This is a genomic window from Aerococcus christensenii (assembly GCF_001543105.1).
Taxonomy (GTDB): domain Bacteria; phylum Bacillota; class Bacilli; order Lactobacillales; family Aerococcaceae; genus Aerococcus; species Aerococcus christensenii.
The window spans coordinates 1,482,926-1,501,428 of the sequence record NZ_CP014159.1; the positions used below are offsets into that span (position 1 = coordinate 1,482,926).

At 40.2% G+C, this 18,503-nt stretch carries 19 protein-coding genes and 1 pseudogene; 19 read left to right on the forward strand and 1 reads right to left on the reverse strand.

The genetic code is table 11. The features are described from left to right. The first annotated feature begins 2 nt into the window (after positions 1 to 2). The 6 genes and pseudogenes from AWM71_RS07105 to AWM71_RS08060 all read left to right on the forward strand — a co-directional run bounded on the left by AWM71_RS07105 (position 3) and on the right by AWM71_RS08060 (position 6,689). Positions 3 to 2,180, forward strand: a complete 2,178-nt coding sequence (locus AWM71_RS07105) for a CD3337/EF1877 family mobilome membrane protein (RefSeq protein WP_000804748.1) — start codon at positions 3 to 5, stop codon at positions 2,178 to 2,180. Next, positions 2,177 to 3,178: a bifunctional lytic transglycosylase/C40 family peptidase gene (locus AWM71_RS07110; RefSeq protein WP_000769868.1), complete on the forward strand. Its 1,002-nt coding sequence runs from the start codon at positions 2,177 to 2,179 to the stop codon at positions 3,176 to 3,178. The genes AWM71_RS07105 and AWM71_RS07110 overlap by 4 nt, the downstream gene beginning before the upstream one ends. After that, the gene (locus AWM71_RS07115; RefSeq protein ID WP_001224319.1) at positions 3,175 to 4,107 is read left to right on the forward strand and encodes a conjugal transfer protein; all 933 of its coding nucleotides are present in this window, start codon (positions 3,175 to 3,177) and stop codon (positions 4,105 to 4,107) included. The genes AWM71_RS07110 and AWM71_RS07115 overlap by 4 nt, the downstream gene beginning before the upstream one ends. A 313-nt stretch (positions 4,108 to 4,420) precedes the next feature. Continuing rightward, positions 4,421 to 4,468: pseudogene (locus AWM71_RS08700) on the forward strand (hypothetical protein); the annotation flags it as partial. Positions 4,469 to 4,483: 15 nt separating this feature from the next. After that, on the forward strand, positions 4,484 to 6,403 hold the full coding sequence (gene tet(M), locus AWM71_RS07120; protein WP_000691727.1) for a tetracycline resistance ribosomal protection protein Tet(M): 1,920 nt from the start codon (positions 4,484 to 4,486) through the stop codon (positions 6,401 to 6,403). A gap of 118 nt (positions 6,404 to 6,521) precedes the next feature. Then, the gene (locus tag AWM71_RS08060) at positions 6,522 to 6,689 is read left to right on the forward strand and encodes a cysteine-rich KTR domain-containing protein (protein WP_000336323.1); all 168 of its coding nucleotides are present in this window, start codon (positions 6,522 to 6,524) and stop codon (positions 6,687 to 6,689) included. Positions 6,690 to 6,748: 59 nt separating this feature from the next. Here the strand turns inward: AWM71_RS08060 and AWM71_RS07125 are convergent, their stop codons facing one another. Then, positions 6,749 to 7,102, reverse strand: coding sequence for a helix-turn-helix transcriptional regulator (locus AWM71_RS07125; RefSeq protein WP_001227347.1), 354 nt, complete (start codon positions 7,100 to 7,102; stop codon positions 6,749 to 6,751). Between the two features lie 504 nt (positions 7,103 to 7,606). On the opposite strand from AWM71_RS07125, the gene AWM71_RS07130 reads away from it, so the two are divergent. The 13 genes from AWM71_RS07130 (at position 7,607) to grpE (ending at position 18,503) form a co-directional block, all read left to right on the forward strand. After that, positions 7,607 to 8,029 carry a sigma-70 family RNA polymerase sigma factor gene (locus AWM71_RS07130; RefSeq protein WP_000804885.1) on the forward strand — a complete coding sequence of 141 codons (423 nt, stop codon included), beginning with the start codon at positions 7,607 to 7,609 and terminating at the stop codon, positions 8,027 to 8,029. Beyond that, positions 8,026 to 8,256, forward strand: coding sequence for a helix-turn-helix domain-containing protein (locus tag AWM71_RS07135; RefSeq protein WP_000857133.1), 231 nt, complete (start codon positions 8,026 to 8,028; stop codon positions 8,254 to 8,256). Before AWM71_RS07130 ends, AWM71_RS07135 begins: the two co-directional genes overlap by 4 nt. Positions 8,257 to 8,716: 460 nt before the next feature. Further along, on the forward strand, positions 8,717 to 8,920 hold the full coding sequence (locus AWM71_RS07140; RefSeq protein ID WP_000814511.1) for an excisionase: 204 nt from the start codon (positions 8,717 to 8,719) through the stop codon (positions 8,918 to 8,920). 81 nt (positions 8,921 to 9,001) lie between these two features. After that, complete coding sequence (locus AWM71_RS07145) at positions 9,002 to 10,219, forward strand: tyrosine-type recombinase/integrase (RefSeq protein ID WP_001291561.1); 1,218 nt, start codon at positions 9,002 to 9,004, stop codon at positions 10,217 to 10,219. Positions 10,220 to 10,558: 339 nt separating this feature from the next. Continuing rightward, entirely contained in the window at positions 10,559 to 11,098 is a 540-nt protein-coding gene (locus tag AWM71_RS07150; protein ID WP_060777290.1) for a QueT transporter family protein, read from the forward strand. A gap of 166 nt (positions 11,099 to 11,264) precedes the next feature. Further along, positions 11,265 to 13,064 (forward strand): DNA helicase RecQ, encoded by a 1,800-nt coding sequence (gene recQ / locus AWM71_RS07155; RefSeq protein ID WP_060777291.1) that lies wholly within the window; start codon positions 11,265 to 11,267, stop codon positions 13,062 to 13,064. Positions 13,065 to 13,151: 87 nt separating this feature from the next. Further along, positions 13,152 to 14,060: a tRNA pseudouridine(55) synthase TruB gene (gene truB / locus AWM71_RS07160; RefSeq protein ID WP_060777292.1), complete on the forward strand. Its 909-nt coding sequence runs from the start codon at positions 13,152 to 13,154 to the stop codon at positions 14,058 to 14,060. 33 nt (positions 14,061 to 14,093) lie between these two features. Beyond that, positions 14,094 to 15,050 carry a riboflavin biosynthesis protein RibF gene (ribF, locus tag AWM71_RS07165; protein WP_060777293.1) on the forward strand — a complete coding sequence of 319 codons (957 nt, stop codon included), beginning with the start codon at positions 14,094 to 14,096 and terminating at the stop codon, positions 15,048 to 15,050. 356 nt (positions 15,051 to 15,406) lie between these two features. Continuing rightward, positions 15,407 to 15,817 (forward strand): PRD domain-containing protein, encoded by a 411-nt coding sequence (locus tag AWM71_RS07170; RefSeq protein ID WP_060777294.1) that lies wholly within the window; start codon positions 15,407 to 15,409, stop codon positions 15,815 to 15,817. 75 nt (positions 15,818 to 15,892) lie between these two features. Continuing rightward, on the forward strand, positions 15,893 to 16,087 hold the full coding sequence (locus tag AWM71_RS07175) for a hypothetical protein (RefSeq protein WP_060777295.1): 195 nt from the start codon (positions 15,893 to 15,895) through the stop codon (positions 16,085 to 16,087). Then, positions 16,078 to 16,383, forward strand: coding sequence for an IS30 family transposase (locus AWM71_RS07180; protein WP_236701170.1), 306 nt, complete (start codon positions 16,078 to 16,080; stop codon positions 16,381 to 16,383). The genes AWM71_RS07175 and AWM71_RS07180 overlap by 10 nt, the downstream gene beginning before the upstream one ends. A 451-nt stretch (positions 16,384 to 16,834) precedes the next feature. Then, the gene (gene hrcA, locus AWM71_RS07185; protein ID WP_060777297.1) at positions 16,835 to 17,917 is read left to right on the forward strand and encodes a heat-inducible transcriptional repressor HrcA; all 1,083 of its coding nucleotides are present in this window, start codon (positions 16,835 to 16,837) and stop codon (positions 17,915 to 17,917) included. Continuing rightward, positions 17,901 to 18,503 (forward strand): nucleotide exchange factor GrpE, encoded by a 603-nt coding sequence (gene grpE / locus AWM71_RS07190; protein ID WP_060777298.1) that lies wholly within the window; start codon positions 17,901 to 17,903, stop codon positions 18,501 to 18,503. The genes hrcA and grpE overlap by 17 nt, the downstream gene beginning before the upstream one ends.

Sequence of the window (18,503 nt, forward strand, 5' to 3'; positions counted from 1 at the left end):
ATGTGAAACCATCAATAGTAAACAGAATAAAATCAAACTGGACGCTGAAACGTCTAGGTAAAGTGGCAATGACAGTGGCTTTCACACTTGTGATTGCCATTTTTCTTTTAGCCATGCTGGGAACGGTGGTTCAAGCTGCGGGCTTGGTAGATGATACGGTCAATGTGGCAAATGAATACAGCCGATACCCACTTGAAAACTATCAACTGGATTTTTATGTGGATAATAGCTGGGGCTGGCTTCCGTGGAACTGGTCGGACGGGATTGGAAAACAGGTCATGTATGGACTATATGCCATTACCAATTTTATTTGGACAATCAGTTTGTATGTTTCCAATGCGACAGGTTACTTAGTACAGGAAGCCTATTCCTTAGACTTCATTTCCGCTACAGCAGATTCCATTGGTAAGAATATGCAGACCTTAGCTGGTGTGAGTGCAAACGGATTTTCAACAGAGGGTTTCTATGTTGGATTCCTCTTACTCTTGATTTTGGTTCTTGGGGTTTATGTTGCCTATACGGGACTGATAAAGAGAGAAACCACAAAGGCAATTCATGCCATTATGAATTTTGTGCTGGTGTTTATCCTATCGGCTTCCTTTATTGCCTACGCTCCCGACTACATTAAAAAAATCAATGACTTTTCATCAGACATCAGTAATGCCAGTTTATCACTTGGCACGAAGATTGTCATGCCCCATTCCGATAGTCAAGGCAAGGACAGCGTGGACTTAATCAGAGATAGCCTGTTTTCCATACAGGTTCAGCAACCGTGGCTACTGCTTCAATACAACAGTTCAGACATTGAAAGTATCGGTATTGACCGTGTGGAAAGCCTGCTCTCCACCAGCCCAGATTCCAACAATGGCGAAGACAGAGAAAAAATTGTTGCGGAAGAAATTGAAGACAGAAGCAATACCAATCTAACCATTACAAAGACCATTAACCGTTTAGGTACAGTCTTCTTCCTATTTGTCTTCAATATTGGGATTTCCATATTTGTATTCCTATTAACAGGAATCATGATTTTCTCGCAGGTACTTTTTATCATCTATGCTATGTTTCTGCCTGTGAGCTTTATTTTAAGCATGATTCCATCATTTGATGGTATGTCAAAACGAGCCATAACAAAGCTCTTTAATACCATTTTGACACGAGCTGGAATCACATTGATTATTACGACAGCATTTAGTATTTCAACCATGCTCTATACCTTATCGGCTGGTTATCCGTTCTTTTTGATTGCTTTTCTACAGATTGTGACCTTTGCAGGAATCTACTTCAAGCTGGGCGATTTAATGAGTATGTTTTCTCTACAGAGTAACGATTCTCAAAGTGTGGGAAGTCGTGTGATGAGAAAACCTCGTATGCTTATGCACGCTCACATGCACCGTCTACAGCGGAAACTTGGACGTTCCATGACTACTCTAGGGGCTGGGTCTGCCATTGTTACAGGTAAAAAAGGACAGTCGGGTTCGGGGAGTTCTGCAAGGACACAAGCAGATCACTCCCGACCAGACGGAAAGGAAAAATCAACACTTGGAAAACGTATCGGTCAAACCATCGGTACAGTAGCTGATACCAAAGACAGAATGGTAGACACTGCTAGTGGTTTGAAAGAACAGGTTAAAGATTTGCCGACCAATGCAAGATATGCAGTATATCAAGGAAAATCCAAAGTAAAAGAGAATGTCCGTGATTTAACCAGTAGTATTTCTCAAACCAAAGCGGACAGAGCCAGTGGACGCAAGGAACAGCAGGAACAAAGGCGAAAAACCATTGCGAAGCGTCGCTCTGAAATGGAACAGGTCAAACAGAAAAAACAGCCTGCTTCTTCTGTTCATGAAAGACCGACTACAAGACAAGAACAATATCATGATGAACAGACCTCAAAACAGTCTAATATTCAGACTTCATATAAGGAATCTCAACAAGCCAAACAAGAGCGTCCAGCAGTTAAGTCCGATTTTTCAAGTCCAAAAGTGGAACGCCAAGGCAATACCGTTCAAGAAAAAACCGTTCAAAAGCCAGCAACTTCAACCACTACAGCAGATAGAACTTCACAACGTCCAATCACAAAAGAACGTCCGTCTACTGTTCAAAGAGTACCACTACAAAATACAAGAAGTAGACCACCAATCAAAACCGCCACCATTAAGAAAGTCGGTAAGAAACCATGAAGTTGAAAACTTTAGTGATTGGTGGTTCTGGATTATTCTTGATGGTCTTCTCACTGCTTCTGTTTGTTGCCATTTTATTTTCAGATGAACAGGACAGCGGAATTTCCAATATTCATTATGGAGGTGTGAATGTTTCCGCAGAAGTGCTGGCTCATAAGCCTATGGTAGAAAAATATGCCAAAGAATATGGCGTTGAAGAATATGTCAACATACTTCTTGCGATTATACAGGTGGAATCGGGCGGTACTGCGGAAGATGTTATGCAGTCCTCGGAATCCCTCGGTCTTCCACCTAATTCATTGAGTACAGAAGAATCCATTAAGCAAGGTGTGAAGTATTTCAGTGAATTATTAGCCAGTAGCGAAAGGCTCAGTGTAGATTTAGAATCGGTTATCCAGTCCTACAATTATGGTGGTGGTTTCTTAGGGTATGTGGCTAATCGTGGAAATAAATATACCTTTGAACTGGCTCAAAGTTTCTCAAAAGAGTATTCAGGTGGCGAAAAAGTGTCTTACCCCAATCCCATAGCCATACCTATCAATGGGGGCTGGCGATACAACTATGGCAATATGTTTTATGTGCAACTGGTAACGCAGTATCTTGTCACAACAGAGTTTGATGATGATACGGTACAAGCCATCATGGACGAAGCACTGAAATATGAGGGCTGGCGATACGTTTACGGTGGAGCTTCCCCGACTACTTCTTTTGATTGTAGCGGACTGACACAATGGACGTATGGAAAAGCTGGAATTAACTTACCACGAACCGCACAACAGCAATATGATGTGACCCAGCATATCCCACTATCGGAAGCACAAGCTGGCGATTTGGTTTTCTTTCATTCTACCTATAACGCTGGCTCTTATATTACTCATGTTGGGATATACCTTGGCAATAACCGTATGTTTCATGCAGGCGACCCAATCGGTTATGCCGACTTAACAAGCCCCTACTGGCAACAGCATTTAGTGGGAGCAGGACGAATCAAACAATGAGAAAGGAAGATTTAATGATGAAATTTAGAAAAAATCAGAATAAAGAAAAACAGATACCAAAGGAAAAGAAACCTCGTGTCTATAAGGTCAATCCTCATAAAAAGGTTGTGATTGCCTTGTGGGTACTTTTAGGGCTTAGTTTCAGCTTTGCGATATTCAAGCACTTTACAGCTATAGATACTCATACTATTCACGAAACAACTATCATAGAAAAGGAATACGTTGATACTCATCATGTAGAAAATTTTGTAGAGAACTTTGCGAAAGTCTACTATTCATGGGAGCAATCCGATAAGTCCATTGATAATCGAATGGAAAGTCTAAAAGGCTATCTGACAGATGAACTTCAAGCTCTCAATGTTGATACAGTACGCAAAGATATTCCTGTATCGTCTTCTGTAAGAGGATTTCAGATATGGACGGTAGAGCCAACTGGCGACAATGAGTTTAATGTAACCTACAGTGTAGACCAGCTCATTACAGAGGGAGAAAATACAAAGACCGTCCACTCTGCTTATATAGTGAGTGTCTATGTAGATGGTTCTGGAAATATGGTACTGGTTAAGAATCCGACCATTACCAACATACCTAAGAAATCAAGTTATAAACCAAAAGCCATTGAAAGTGAGGGGACGGTTGATTCCATTACAACCAATGAAATCAATGAGTTTTTAACGACGTTCTTCAAGCTCTATCCTACAGCGACAGCCAGTGAACTTTCCTACTATGTGAATGACGGGATATTAAAACCAATCGGAAAAGAGTACATCTTTCAAGAACTGGTAAATCCTATTCACAATCGTAAGGATAATCAAGTCACGGTATCGCTGACAGTGGAGTATATCGACCAGCAGACCAAAGCAACGCAGGTATCTCAATTTGATTTGGTACTTGAAAAGAACGGGAGTAATTGGAAGATTGTAAAATAACAAATATTGGTACATGATTACAGATACTTTGTAATCATGTACTCTTTTTGATAAAAAATTGGAGATTCCTTTACAAATATGCTCTTACGTGCTATTATTTAAGTGACTATTTAAAAGGAGTTAATAAATATGCGGCAAGGTATTCTTAAATAAACTGTCAATTTGATAGCGGGAACAAATAATTAGATGTCCTTTTTTAGGAGGGCTTAGTTTTTTGTACCCAGTTTAAGAATACCTTTATCATGTGATTCTAAAGTATCCAGAGAATATCTGTATGCTTTGTATACCTATGGTTATGCATAAAAATCCCAGTGATAAAAGTATTTATCACTGGGATTTTTATGCCCTTTTGGGTTTTTGAATGGAGGAAAATCACATGAAAATTATTAATATTGGAGTTTTAGCTCATGTTGATGCAGGAAAAACTACCTTAACAGAAAGCTTATTATATAACAGTGGAGCGATTACAGAATTAGGAAGCGTGGACAAAGGTACAACGAGGACGGATAATACGCTTTTAGAACGTCAGAGAGGAATTACAATTCAGACAGGAATAACCTCTTTTCAGTGGGAAAATACGAAGGTGAACATCATAGACACGCCAGGACATATGGATTTCTTAGCAGAAGTATATCGTTCATTATCAGTTTTAGATGGGGCAATTCTACTGATTTCTGCAAAAGATGGCGTACAAGCACAAACTCGTATATTATTTCATGCACTTAGGAAAATGGGGATTCCCACAATCTTTTTTATCAATAAGATTGACCAAAATGGAATTGATTTATCAACGGTTTATCAGGATATTAAAGAGAAACTTTCTGCCGAAATTGTAATCAAACAGAAGGTAGAACTGTATCCTAATATGTGTGTGACGAACTTTACCGAATCTGAACAATGGGATACGGTAATAGAGGGAAACGATGACCTTTTAGAGAAATATATGTCCGGTAAATCATTAGAAGCATTGGAACTCGAACAAGAGGAAAGCATAAGATTTCATAATTGTTCCCTGTTCCCTGTTTATCACGGAAGTGCAAAAAACAATATAGGGATTGATAACCTTATAGAAGTGATTACGAATAAATTTTATTCATCAACACATCGAGGTCCGTCTGAACTTTGCGGAAATGTTTTCAAAATTGAATATACAAAAAAAAGACAACGTCTTGCATATATACGCCTTTATAGTGGAGTACTACATTTACGAGATTCGGTTAGAGTATCAGAAAAAGAAAAAATAAAAGTTACAGAAATGTATACTTCAATAAATGGTGAATTATGTAAGATTGATAGAGCTTATTCTGGAGAAATTGTTATTTTGCAAAATGAGTTTTTGAAGTTAAATAGTGTTCTTGGAGATACAAAACTATTGCCACAGAGAAAAAAGATTGAAAATCCGCACCCTCTACTACAAACAACTGTTGAACCGAGTAAACCTGAACAGAGAGAAATGTTGCTTGATGCCCTTTTGGAAATCTCAGATAGTGATCCGCTTCTACGATATTACGTGGATTCTACGACACATGAAATTATACTTTCTTTCTTAGGGAAAGTACAAATGGAAGTGATTAGTGCACTGTTGCAAGAAAAGTATCATGTGGAGATAGAACTAAAAGAGCCTACAGTCATTTATATGGAGAGACCGTTAAAAAATGCAGAATATACCATTCACATCGAAGTGCCGCCAAATCCTTTCTGGGCTTCCATTGGTTTATCTGTATCACCGCTTCCGTTGGGAAGTGGAATGCAGTATGAGAGCTCGGTTTCTCTTGGATACTTAAATCAATCATTTCAAAATGCAGTTATGGAAGGGATACGCTATGGTTGCGAACAAGGATTATATGGTTGGAATGTGACGGATTGTAAAATCTGTTTTAAGTATGGCTTATACTATAGCCCTGTTAGTACCCCAGCAGATTTTCGGATGCTTGCTCCTATTGTATTGGAACAAGTCTTAAAAAAAGCTGGAACAGAATTGTTAGAGCCATATCTTAGTTTTAAAATTTATGCGCCACAGGAATATCTTTCACGAGCATACAACGATGCTCCTAAATATTGTGCGAACATCGTAGACACTCAATTGAAAAATAATGAGGTCATTCTTAGTGGAGAAATCCCTGCTCGGTGTATTCAAGAATATCGTAGTGATTTAACTTTCTTTACAAATGGACGTAGTGTTTGTTTAACAGAGTTAAAAGGGTACCATGTTACTACCGGTGAACCTGTTTGCCAGCCCCGTCGTCCAAATAGTCGGATAGATAAAGTACGATATATGTTCAATAAAATAACTTAGTGTATTTTATGTTGTTATATAAATATGGTTTCTTGTTAAATAAGATGAAATATTTTTTAATAAAGATTTGAATTAAAGTGTAAAGGAGGAGATAGTTATTATAAACTACAAGTGGATATTGTGTCCTGTATGTGGAAATAAAACACGATTAAAGATAAGGGAAGATACTGAATTAAAAAAATTCCCCCTCTATTGTCCGAAATGCAGACAAGAAAATTTAATTGAAATAAAGCAGTTCAAAGTAACTGTGATTACAGAGCCAGACGCAAAGACGCAGAGCCGATAAAATGAGATTAATACAATCTCATTTTATCGGCTCTTTCCGTTATGTATGGATTCTTTTAATTAGTCTTCGATGTTTCTTGCTTCGTTGATACCGCTGGCTAAAGATTCCATTAAGGATAGTTCTTTGTCTGTAAAGCTATCCATGTATTTCTCTATCTGTAATCGTCGGGTGCTTTTTACCAAGTTATTAGCAGGTAAGAAAAATTCATCAACGGAAACATGAAGTAACGATACAAGGTCATAAAGAACTTGTATGCTGGGGTGTTGCCCTTTATTTTCAATATTAGTTAAGTACCGTGGGTCAATTTCAATCAATGCTCCCACTTGTTCACGAGTTAAACCTCGTTTCAATCGAGCTTCTTTAATGGCTAAACCAAAGGCTCTAAAATCATATTTATCTTCTTTTTTACGCATAGTAGACCACCTCTATACATTTTATTGTTCCTACTGAATTAAAAACAGGTATAGAAAAACGTGTTATATGGTTTATAGGTTTATATTTAATAAAAAGCACTACTAAACGCCAATAAAAAAAACCGTTATATGGTAGTGCTATTTACGCTGTTAAAATATTGTATATTACTTCCAAATGGCGGTTTGTTGGAGGTCAACGTCGCCATGAAGTACATCATATACAATAAATTTCCTTACATTGGGTTCTTGTCAAAAAAAGTCGTCTATCTGCAATAGATAAGTACGTCCACCAATGTGGTTTTATAAATCATATAGATAGAATAACAGAAGCATGTAAACAGAGAAATAAATCTGTTTATATGCTTTTTTGGCTATTCAGAACTTTTTTACAAAGTTTATTTATCAGTAATGCAACAAATCCCCCTTTCACATTGGGACTAAGAGTGAAAGGAGATAAACGAGCAAGGCTCACTTCCTTTCCTAGACAGAAAGGGGGTGAGAAACATGAAACCATCTTCTTTTCAGACCACAATAGAAAATCAGTTTGACTATATCTGTAAACGTGCTATGGAAGACGAGCGAAAGAATTATATGCTTTATCTTTCAAGGATTGCAAAGCGTGAGGTGTCCTTTTCGGATGTTGGCGATTATCTTGTTAGCCAGTTTGCGACAACAGATAACTATTCAACTGACTTTCAGATTTTTACACTCAATGGGTTATCAGTAGGCGTTGAAAATGATTTGTTGAGTGAAGCATTACGTGAGTTGCCAGACAAGAAACGTGAAATTCTACTGCTGTTTTACTTTATGGACATGAGCGATTCAGAAATTGCAGACCTGTTGAAATTGAACCGTTCTACTGTCTATCGGCATAGAACCAGTGGACTAGCCTTAATTAAAAAGTTTATGGAGGAATTTGAAGAATGAAAACACAATATCCTATGATTCCCTTTCCTCTCATTGTAAAGGCAACAGATGGCGATACCGAAGCGATTAACCAGATTCTACATCATTACAGAGGGTACATAACGAAGCGTTCCCTACGACTTATGAAAGATGAATATGGCAATCAAAGTATGGTCGTTGATGAAGTCTTACGTGGAAGAATGGAAACCAGACTGATTACAAAGATTTTGTCATTTGAAATTAAGTAATATCCTCTCTCCTTTCGTGGAAGCGTGCTAAACCATTCCACGCTTCCCGAACAGGGAGGTTTGTTATTCCACCAAAGCATATTGAGCTTTCAATGTGTTTTGATAGGCTAACGAGCCATTGTTCTTTGAAAACTGAATAAAAGTAATCGAATACGTTTCGATAAGAAAAGAGCCAACGGAACTAACCGCCATGACCTATCTTATAAAGATAGCGAGCGATTCATGTTAGTGATCCGAGAAGCAATCTTTAGCAGGATTGCCTGCAACGACATTCTTATCGTGATAATGATACTCCCATACAGTCAATAGTCCGAGCGTGATAAAACCGTCGCAGGCAATGAGTATGGCTACATGAGAACCATGCAGGGGTGGAACTCCCGTGAGCTTTGCTAAAGCTGTTCGATTGCTGGTAAAACAACTTTTATGAAATCCAAATAAGTGATTTGGAAAGGAGGATTTTATGAAGCAGACTGACATTCCTATTTGGGAACGTTATACCCTAACCATTGAAGAAGCGTCAAAATATTTTCGTATTGGCGAAAACAAGCTACGACGCTTGGCAGAGGAAAATAAAAATGCAAATTGGCTGATTATGAATGGCAATCGTATTCAGATTAAACGAAAACAATTTGAAAAAATTATAGATACATTGGACGCAATCTAGCGTCGCCAAAGGGTCTTGTATATGATAAAATAGTATTAAGTCGTATCAAGGCTCTTTCCATAAAGGAAAGGAGCAAATGCCATGTCAGAAAAAAGACGTGACAATAAAGGTCGAATCTTAAAGACTGGAGAGAGCCAACGAAAAGACGGAAGATACTTATACAAATATATAGATTCATTTGGAGAACCGCAATTTGTTTACTCGTGGAAACTTGTGGCTACAGACCGAGTACCAGCAGGAAAGCGTGATTGTATCTCACTTAGAGAGAAAATCGCAGAGTTACAGAAAGACATTCATGATGGTATTGATGTTGTAGGAAAGAAAATGACACTCTGCCAGCTTTACGCAAAACAGAACGCTCAAAGACCAAAGGTTAGAAAAAACACTGAAACTGGACGCAAATATCTTATGGATATTTTGAAGAAAGACAAGTTAGGTGTAAGAAGTATTGACAGTATTAAGCCATCAGACGCTAAAGAATGGGCTATTAGAATGAGTGAAAATGGTTATGCTTATCAAACCATCAATAACTACAAACGTTCTTTAAAGGCTTCATTCTATATTGCTATACAAGATGATTGTGTTCGGAAGAATCCATTTGACTTTCAACTGAAAGCAGTTCTTGATGATGATACTGTCCCTAAGACCGTACTAACAGAAGAACAGGAAGAAAAACTGTTAGCCTTTGCAAAAGCTGATAAAACCTACAGCAAAAATTATGATGAAATTCTGATACTCTTAAAAACAGGTCTTCGTATTTCAGAGTTTGGTGGTTTGACACTTCCAGATTTAGATTTTGAGAATCGTCTTGTCAATATAGACCATCAGCTATTGAGAGATACTGAAATTGGGTACTACATTGAAACACCAAAGACCAAAAGTGGCGAACGTCAAGTTCCTATGGTTGAAGAAGCCTATCAAGCATTTAAGCGAGTGTTAGCGAATCGAAAGAATGATAAGCGTGTTGAGATTGATGGATATAGTGATTTCCTCTTTCTTAATAGAAAGAACTATCCAAAAGTGGCAAGTGATTACAACGGCATGATGAAAGGTCTTGTTAAGAAATACAATAAGTATAACGAGGATAAATTGCCACACATCACTCCACATAGTTTGCGACATACATTCTGTACCAACTATGCAAATGCAGGAATGAATCCAAAGGCATTACAGTACATTATGGGACATGCTAATATAGCCATGACGCTGAACTATTACGCACATGCAACATTCGATTCTGCAATGGCAGAAATGAAACGCTTGAATAAAGAGAAGCAACAGGAGCGTCTTGTTGCTTAGTAGTACAAATGAATTTACTACTTATTTACCACTTCTGACAGCTAAGACATGAGGAAATATGCAAAGAAACGTGAAGTATCTTCCTACAGTAAAAATACTCGAAAGCACATAGAATAAGGCTTTACGAGCATTTAAGAAAATATAAAAAGATAATTAGAAATTTATACTTTGTTTAATTTAAAATTTAACTTGAAAATTTTTACTTGCCTGCTTGTAGTTTTTTGCCTATAATTATTTTCGTTGTTTGAACAACCTGCAATTCTTCAGTGGATTCAGCCACTCTAAGTCCTTTGGTTGCAGTAAGAAAATAAGTCACACTTATTTAAAGGAGAGAAAGTTATGAATAAGAGTAGATGTTGTGAGAATCGTGAAGCTTATGGTTTGGCTTTGTCAGGTGTAATAGCAGCTTTATATATCGTGTTGACGCTGGCTTTTGCGCCCTTGTCTTTTGGACCTCTTCAGTTTCGGCTGTCGGAAGGTTTGAACTTTTTGGCTTTATATAACAAACGCTACGTGTATGCCATGACTGTGGGCGTTTTCATCGTGAATTATTTTGCCTTCGGAATGTGGGATATGATCGTTGGGAGTTTAGGGACTTATGTCTTTTTAAGTTTGGGACGTTACCTAGCGAAGAAAGCTGCGGAGGCTGTGGAGAAGATGCCACGTTTAGCCAAGTGGAGCTTAGGGATTCAGTATGCTGTCCTCTTGATTATCTTTTCGCTTTCCATGTTTACGATTGCTGGCTTGATCATTTTTCTAGGAGCAGAGGAAGCTTTTTGGCCCCTCTACTGGACCTTAGCCGCTTCTGAGGCAGTTGCTATGGGCTTAGGTGGACTCCTTGTTTATCCGATCGCTCGGCGGTTTGATTTTAGTAAGTAAGCCTGAAATACCATTGAGAAATAAATGAATAGAGACACACTTTCTTTGGAAGGTGTGTTTTTTTTGTTTAGAGAGAGGGGGTTTTTGGCTGGATGAAATTTTAGAGGAATTTGTGTATGCGGATAGACTTCTGTTATAATGGAAGTTATTGAAGGGAGCGGACAGCATGACTTTAGAAGAAGCCTTGGAGGAACATTTCGGATATAAAGCCTTTCGTTCCGGGCAAAAAGAACTCATTGAAGGCATCCTGTCTGAACGTGATGTGTTGGGGATCCTGCCAACAGGTGGGGGTAAATCGATCTGCTATCAACTGCCTGCGCTATTATTGGAGGGGCTGACAGTCGTGGTGTCTCCCTTGATCTCTCTGATGAAAGATCAGGTAGATAGTCTCAGAGAGCATGGAATAGGGAGTGCCTTTATCAATTCTTCCTTAGAAGGGAAGGCTTATTTCGACGTGGTTCAGCAAGTTCGCTGTGGAGAGATTAAGCTCTTGTATGTGGCGCCAGAGCGGTTGAACACGCCACACTTCCTTACTTTGATGCAGGAGGTCAAGATTCGGCAAGTGGCTGTGGATGAGGCTCACTGTGTGTCACAGTGGGGTCATGACTTCCGCCAAGCTTACCGTCAGATCGCTGGCTTTATTCAGTCACTTCCCTATCGGCCGATTATTTCTGCTTTTACAGCAACAGCCACCCAGCGTGTGCAGAAGGATATTGTCGACCAGCTGCAGTTAAATCATCCGCTCATCCGAGTGAATTCCTTCGATCGGCCAAACTTACAGTGGCTGGTGGAAGAACCTGCTGATAAGAAGAAAGCTTTGTTAGACTGCTTGAATCCAGAAGAATCGACCATTATCTATGCTTCCTCACGTAAGCAAGTCGACAAGCTTCAGACTTACCTGGCGGAGAAGGGCTATGCGGTGTGTGCCTACCATGCCGGTCTGTCAGCAGAAGCGCGAGAAAAAGCTCAGAACCAGTTTATTTATGAAAAAGCGAATATTATCGTGGCAACGAATGCTTTCGGGATGGGAATCGATAAGCCGGATGTGCGGGCAGTCATCCACTACAATCTTCCCACCAACCTCGAGTCTTATTACCAAGAGGCGGGGCGGGCTGGAAGGGACGGCTTGTCGGCAACTGCTCGCCTTTTCTATTCGCCAGCGGACATTATCACCTGCAAGCTCCTTATCCAGGAGAGCTGTGAGCCGACTGTTCATGAGCGACTAGAGGCCATGATTCAATACGCGAATTGTGCAACCTGCTTAAGGCAGCGCCTTCTCGCTTATTTTGGGGAAGAAATGACAGGACCTTGTGGCAATTGCTCGTCTTGCTTGGGAGTCTTTAAGCGGCAGGATGCCACCCGACATGCTCAGATGATTCTCTCCTGTTTAGTCAGAATGCGGCAGGCTTATGGGATGACCCTCTTGACGGAGGTCTTAAAGGGAAGAAAACAACAAAAAATTCGGGACAAGGGTTTTGACCGCTTGTCCACTTATGGCGTGATGAAGACCGTCCCTGAGAAAACGATTAAACAAATTATCGCCCAATTGATTGGCCAGGGTTACCTCGCTTTGAATAGTCACAAGGGGTTGATCGTTCAAGAGCAGGCTCTTTCCCTGTTGAGAGGGGAAGCCAAGCTCTGGGTGAAGGCTTCGACCTATGCTTCTCAATCCAACCTACAAACGGAGAGGGGATCTGTTGCTTCTACTGGAGACTCGACATTTGGTTTGTCGGAGGCAGATCAGGAACTCTATGAAGGCTTGCGGGAATTGCGAGGAGACTTAGCTGATGAAGAAGGGGTGCCTGCCTATATTGTGTTCAATAACCAGAGTTTATTGGAGATGGTAGAGGAAAAACCGACAAGCTATGGGGACTTCTTAGAGATTTCAGGGGTAGGTCGTGTAAAAGCCGACAAGTATGCGGATGTTTTTTGTGAATTTATTGAAGATTTTGTGGCGACTGTCTAGCTCAGGCGTGATGGCATGAGGGCGTGACCTAGTGAGCACGGGTTGAGCGCATGGACAGGGCTTTTAGGGAAAGAAGAGGTAGAAGAGATGGATGGAATTATCCCTCTATGGAAGGAGAGAGGAATGACCAGTCATGACTGTGTCTTCCGTTTACGAAAAATTTTGAAAACGAAGAAAGTCGGCCATACTGGCACCTTGGATCCGGGAGTGGATGGGGTCTTGGTCGTATGCGTGGGGAAGGCCACTAAACTGTCGGATCTTCTCATGGATAAGACCAAGACCTACCAAGGGGAGATCACCTTGGGCTTTCAAACGACGACAGAGGATAGGGAAGGCGAGGAAGTGGCGCGTGTAGCTGTCCCTGGCCCCCTGAGTGACAAGGTCATTGAAGAAGGCATGCTGTCTTTGGAGGGATGGATTACTCAGATCCCTCCCATGTATTCGGCGGTCAAGGTCAAGGGGCGCAAGCTCTATGAATACGCCAGAAAAGGGGAGAGTGTCGAACGTCCCAAGCGGCAAGTGAGAATAGACCGCTTTCTTTTGACCTCTCCTGTATGTTATGATGGTAAAAGAAAAGAAGTTTCCTTTAATTTTGAAGTGATCTGTGGTAAGGGGACCTATGTCCGGACACTAGCAACAGACCTGGGGAAAGTCCTCGGTTATCCGGCAACGATGACGCAGCTGACGCGGACGGAAGCGAGTCCTTTTCAAGCGGCGGATTGCTTCCGACTAGAGACCATTCAATCCCTCTGTGAAGAAGGGAGAAGGGGTTTCCTTATAGAAATGGATGAGGTTTTAAAGGACCTGCCGGCTTATGAGGTTAGGCCAGAACAAGCCAACTGGTTTCGGAATGGGGCCGTCTTAAATCAAAACAATTTACCAGAAAATTTGAGAGATCAACTCCCCTTAAGGATCTACGACCAGGGCGAGTTGATTGCCATCTACCAAGCCCATCCTGATCAAGCGGACCAGATGAAGCCTTATAAGATGTTTTAATTGAAGGAACGAAAGGAAGAAGAGAGGGTATTTATGGAAGTCATCACGATTCATCATCCTTATGCACCTCAGCAAGTGACAAGTGAGGATATGGTTTTATGTTTAGGCTTTTTTGATGGGGTGCATTGTGGTCATCAAGCAGTCATTCAAGCAGCGAAGGAAGAAGCGATAAAGCGACAGCTGCCACTGGCTGTGATGACTTTTAACCGTTCGCCTTTGATCATTAATCGTAGCTTACATCCGGATAAGATGAACTATCTCACCCAACTCCCAGAGAAAATCCGTCTCTTGGCTAAGAACGGCGTGGACAAGGTCTATGTCGTGGACTACACCAGTGCCTTTTGTCAGTTAAGTCCGCAAGATTTTGTGGATCAATACCTGGTCGACTTAGGGGCCAAAGTGGTTGTGGCTGGTTTTGATTATACTTACGGGGACAAAGGAACGGCGAATATGGAGAAACTAGCTACTTATGCTAAGGGAAGATTCCAAATTATTGAAGTCCCTGCCTTGAACAAGGGCGAAAAGAAGATCGCTTCTCAAGCGATCAGAAAGCAGCTCCTATCAGGTGACCTTGAGGCCGCCAATGAAGGGCTAGGTTATCAGTATTTCTTTAAGGGAACCGTAATTAACGGCTTCAAACGTGGAAGAACACTCGGTTATCCGACTGCCAATATCTATACGCCAGCCTCTACTTTGATGCCAGAAGTAGGTGTCTACTTGGTTCAATGTGAGTGGCAGCATCGTTTGTACTGGGGAATGGCTTCAATTGGACATAATATTACTTTCGGAGATAACAATGAACGTACCCTCGAGATCAATCTCTTTGACTTTAATGAAGAGATTTATGGTGAAGAATTAACGATTTTCTTCTATAAATACTTGCGCCAGGAGCAGAAGTTCGCTTCTATTGAAGCGATGATTGACCAGTTAGCGCATGATAAGGCCAAGTGTCAAGCCCTCGCCAAAAACTTAGAGCCCTACCAAAAATAAAGGGAGATTGGACCTATTAGAAAGAATGAAGGGATTGTTGGCGAAGGTCTCAATAGTGGTTTGTTTGTTGATTCTTATGGATTTGTTTATAGATATTATTTGAATAACAATTATGTTTGTCGTAGGCAGGAAGAGCATTTATATGCTCTTTTTTTAGGCCCTATATGTTTGTGGGTAGGTATTTATCTGCTTCAGATGTATAGGGTTTTTTGTTTAGAGAACTTTGTAGATGATAAAAGAATAATTATTAAGAAGGAACGTGAGCAAGGCGTTCTTTTTTATCTTGGCTATCTATAGAATTGAAACAAAATTTTTCAATAAATGAGTGTTATTTCTTTGCTCAGCAATTGAATGACGTGAACTATAAATCTTTGAAGCAACTACTAATCGAACATTATGACAGCCAATTATTGTATCAAGTTAGCCAATTAATTGAGGGAGTTTCCCAGTCTATTGGCAATGATTTTGGGCAGGATGAAGAACTTTACTATAACTTAGTAACTCATATTCAAGCAAGGCTTAATCGCCTTCAGCCTTTAGATGTTCAGACTGGTTTGAATTCTTTATTGGGAACAATTGCAGAGCAGTACGAGGAATTATTTGAAGCGGTGAATGAAAATTTCTCCAAAGCTTTTAATGGCTTACGTCTAAATTCAGAAGATATTGCTTTTATTGTTATTCACTTTGCAACGTCTTATGAAAAATATCCAGTTAGTCGTCGAAGGATTCGTTTGTTATTAGTTTTTCAGCAGAAATTAATTCTATAGAAATTTTAGAAAATCGGTTGGTTAAAGCCTTGCCCCAAAACGATGTATAAATATATAAAGCTTGGGATATTAAGAGTGAAAAATATTGATCTTCCTATGAAAACACGGATTCGCCCAAGAAAGCAATCAAGTGAACTACGAGGAATGGATAAAAAGTTATTCGGAAAAAGTATTGATCAACGATGCCCAGCCATTCTTTCCAGAGAAGAATTTGGTCATTGGGAGTTTGATCTCGTGATAGGAAAGAAGAGCCGTGTATTATTACTCTAGTTGAACGGAAAACGCGAAAACTTCTCACCCAGAAGACTTGGAAGTGGGATGTCGCTTCAATTGTAAAATCCGTAAAAAAGATGATTCTCAAAGAGGACCAAGAGTATTTAAAAACCTTAACGACCGATAACGAAAGTGAATTTTCTAATCTGTCACAACTTGAAAACGGACTAAAAGATATAGAAGTCTTTTTCACTCACGTTTATTCTGCCTGGGAAAAAGGAACTAACGAAAGGCATAATCGCATGTTAAGAGAATTCTTGCCTAAAGGGACCAGCTTTAAAAATCTGATATAACAAGAGTTGGCACACTACACGAATACTATAAACAATCGCTTCAGAAAGATCTTAGATTATCAAACGCCCAATGACTGTTACATCATGGAAGTTGCGAAACTTCAGGATCCCCTTAGAGAAGTAGGTTAAAGTGCTTAACAAAGTTTAGAGATTCAGAGAGATTCAGGGTGGGCCAGTCAAGGGCCGCTACGCAGTCCCCTTGAATCTCTAAATGGTAATCAAGCGCTTTAAGCTTGAGAAAATGGGCCAAGAATGATTGATTTTATCAGCCTTTTAGCTATTTTGCATGAAACTGAAATTTTTGAATTTAAATATGCATTTGATATTGCAATTTACCAAAAGAAATAAAGTCAAAAAAATGTTTGACTTTTGTTGACATATTTTTTAAAAGATGCTATGATATAAACATGTTAGCAGTTGAAGTCGCCAAGTGCTAAAAGAAGGTGATGAGATGTTGACAAAGCGGCAAACGCTGATTTTAAAAGCGATTATTGATGCCTATAGTGCCAGTGGAGAACCTGTGGGATCCAAAACTTTGTTGGGTTTGACAGGCATCGAAGCGTCCTCAGCCACTATTCGTAACGAAATGGTACGATTAGAAAAACAGGGGTTAATTGCTAAGATGCATTCTTCTTCTGGACGGGTGCCCACAGAAGCGGGCTATCGTTACTATATTAACTTTATTATGCCAGAGTATGGCGGAGCTATTGATTCGGGACTAAGCACTGAAGATTCTAGGCGGTTGCAGGAAGTTTTCCAAGTTCCTTATCTTGCTTTAGGAGAGATTGTCAATCGGTCGACAAGCTTATTAGCAGAGTTAACCAATTATGTGGCAATTGCTTTAGGTCCTAGTGCAAGAGAGTTCCATCTAGCCGGTTTTCGATTAGTTCCTATTGCCTCCCACCAAGTGATGGCGATATTGGTTACAGAAGAAGGAGTGGTTGAAAATCAGATTTTTAGATTGCCGGTTTCTATTGAAGAAGAAGATCTTGAACAAATGGTTCGATTGATCAACCGAGAACTCGTAGGGTGTGATTTGACCACTGTTATGACCAAACTCAGGACAGATTTCTTCCATTACCTGAATGAATCCGTTCAACAGTTGATTGGTCAGGGATCCATGATGGAATACCTGCTGAATAAGGTCAATACACAGCGCGTATATGTTCAAGGAAAGAATAATCTCTATCATTATCTTTACGAATCCGACGATATTGATCAGATTGACTACTTGAATCAACTCTTAAGTAATCCTGATCAGATGAATCAGATGCTTACTCCGAGTGAGCAAGGCATCCAAGTTAAAATAGGACGTGACTTATCGATTGAAGGATTGGATCATTTAAGCGTGATGACTGCTCAGTTGGAAGGACCAAGCGCTCATCAGACAATCTCTGTGGCAATCCTTGGCCCTGAGAATATGTCCTATTTACGGATGGCCCAACTTTTCCAGGGTGTGAGAGTAGAGCTCTGCCACTACATCGATTCCTATTATCACTGTGAGGAGGGAAAAATGAATGGCAAAAACAGATGAAAAATTAAAACAAGAGGCGGTTACTGAAGAAAAAGTAGAAGCCAAAGAAGAAAAAGAAGACGTTTTGGAGGAAACAGCTGAATGTGAAGAAGAAAAGACTTCCCTTGAGGAAGAAGGGGCTGAAGAACCCCAAGAAGATGAACTCACTCAGCTGGAGCAAGCTCTTCAGGAGAAGGAGGAGCAAGTCCTTCGTTTATCCGCTGAAATTGCAAATATCCAACGCCGACATAAAACAGAAGTTCAGAACGCTGCCAAGTATCGTTCCCAAAGCCTAGCGACGCAGATGTTATCGTCTATCGATAACTTAGAGCGGGCCTTGGCCATTGAAGCGGACGATGAAGCCAGCGAAAATATGAAGCGTGGAATTCAAATGGTTCTTGAAAGTATGCAACATGCCTTTAAAGAAGAAGGAATTGAAGAAATTAACCCTAAAGGGGAAATCTTCGATCCGAATTTCCATCAATCGGTGTCTTCTGTTCCTCTTGAAGAGGGACAAGAAGCGAATACAGTCGTGGAAGTTTACCAAAAAGGCTATGTTTTGAAAGATCGCGTCCTACGACCAGCCATGGTTGTTGTCGCACAATAG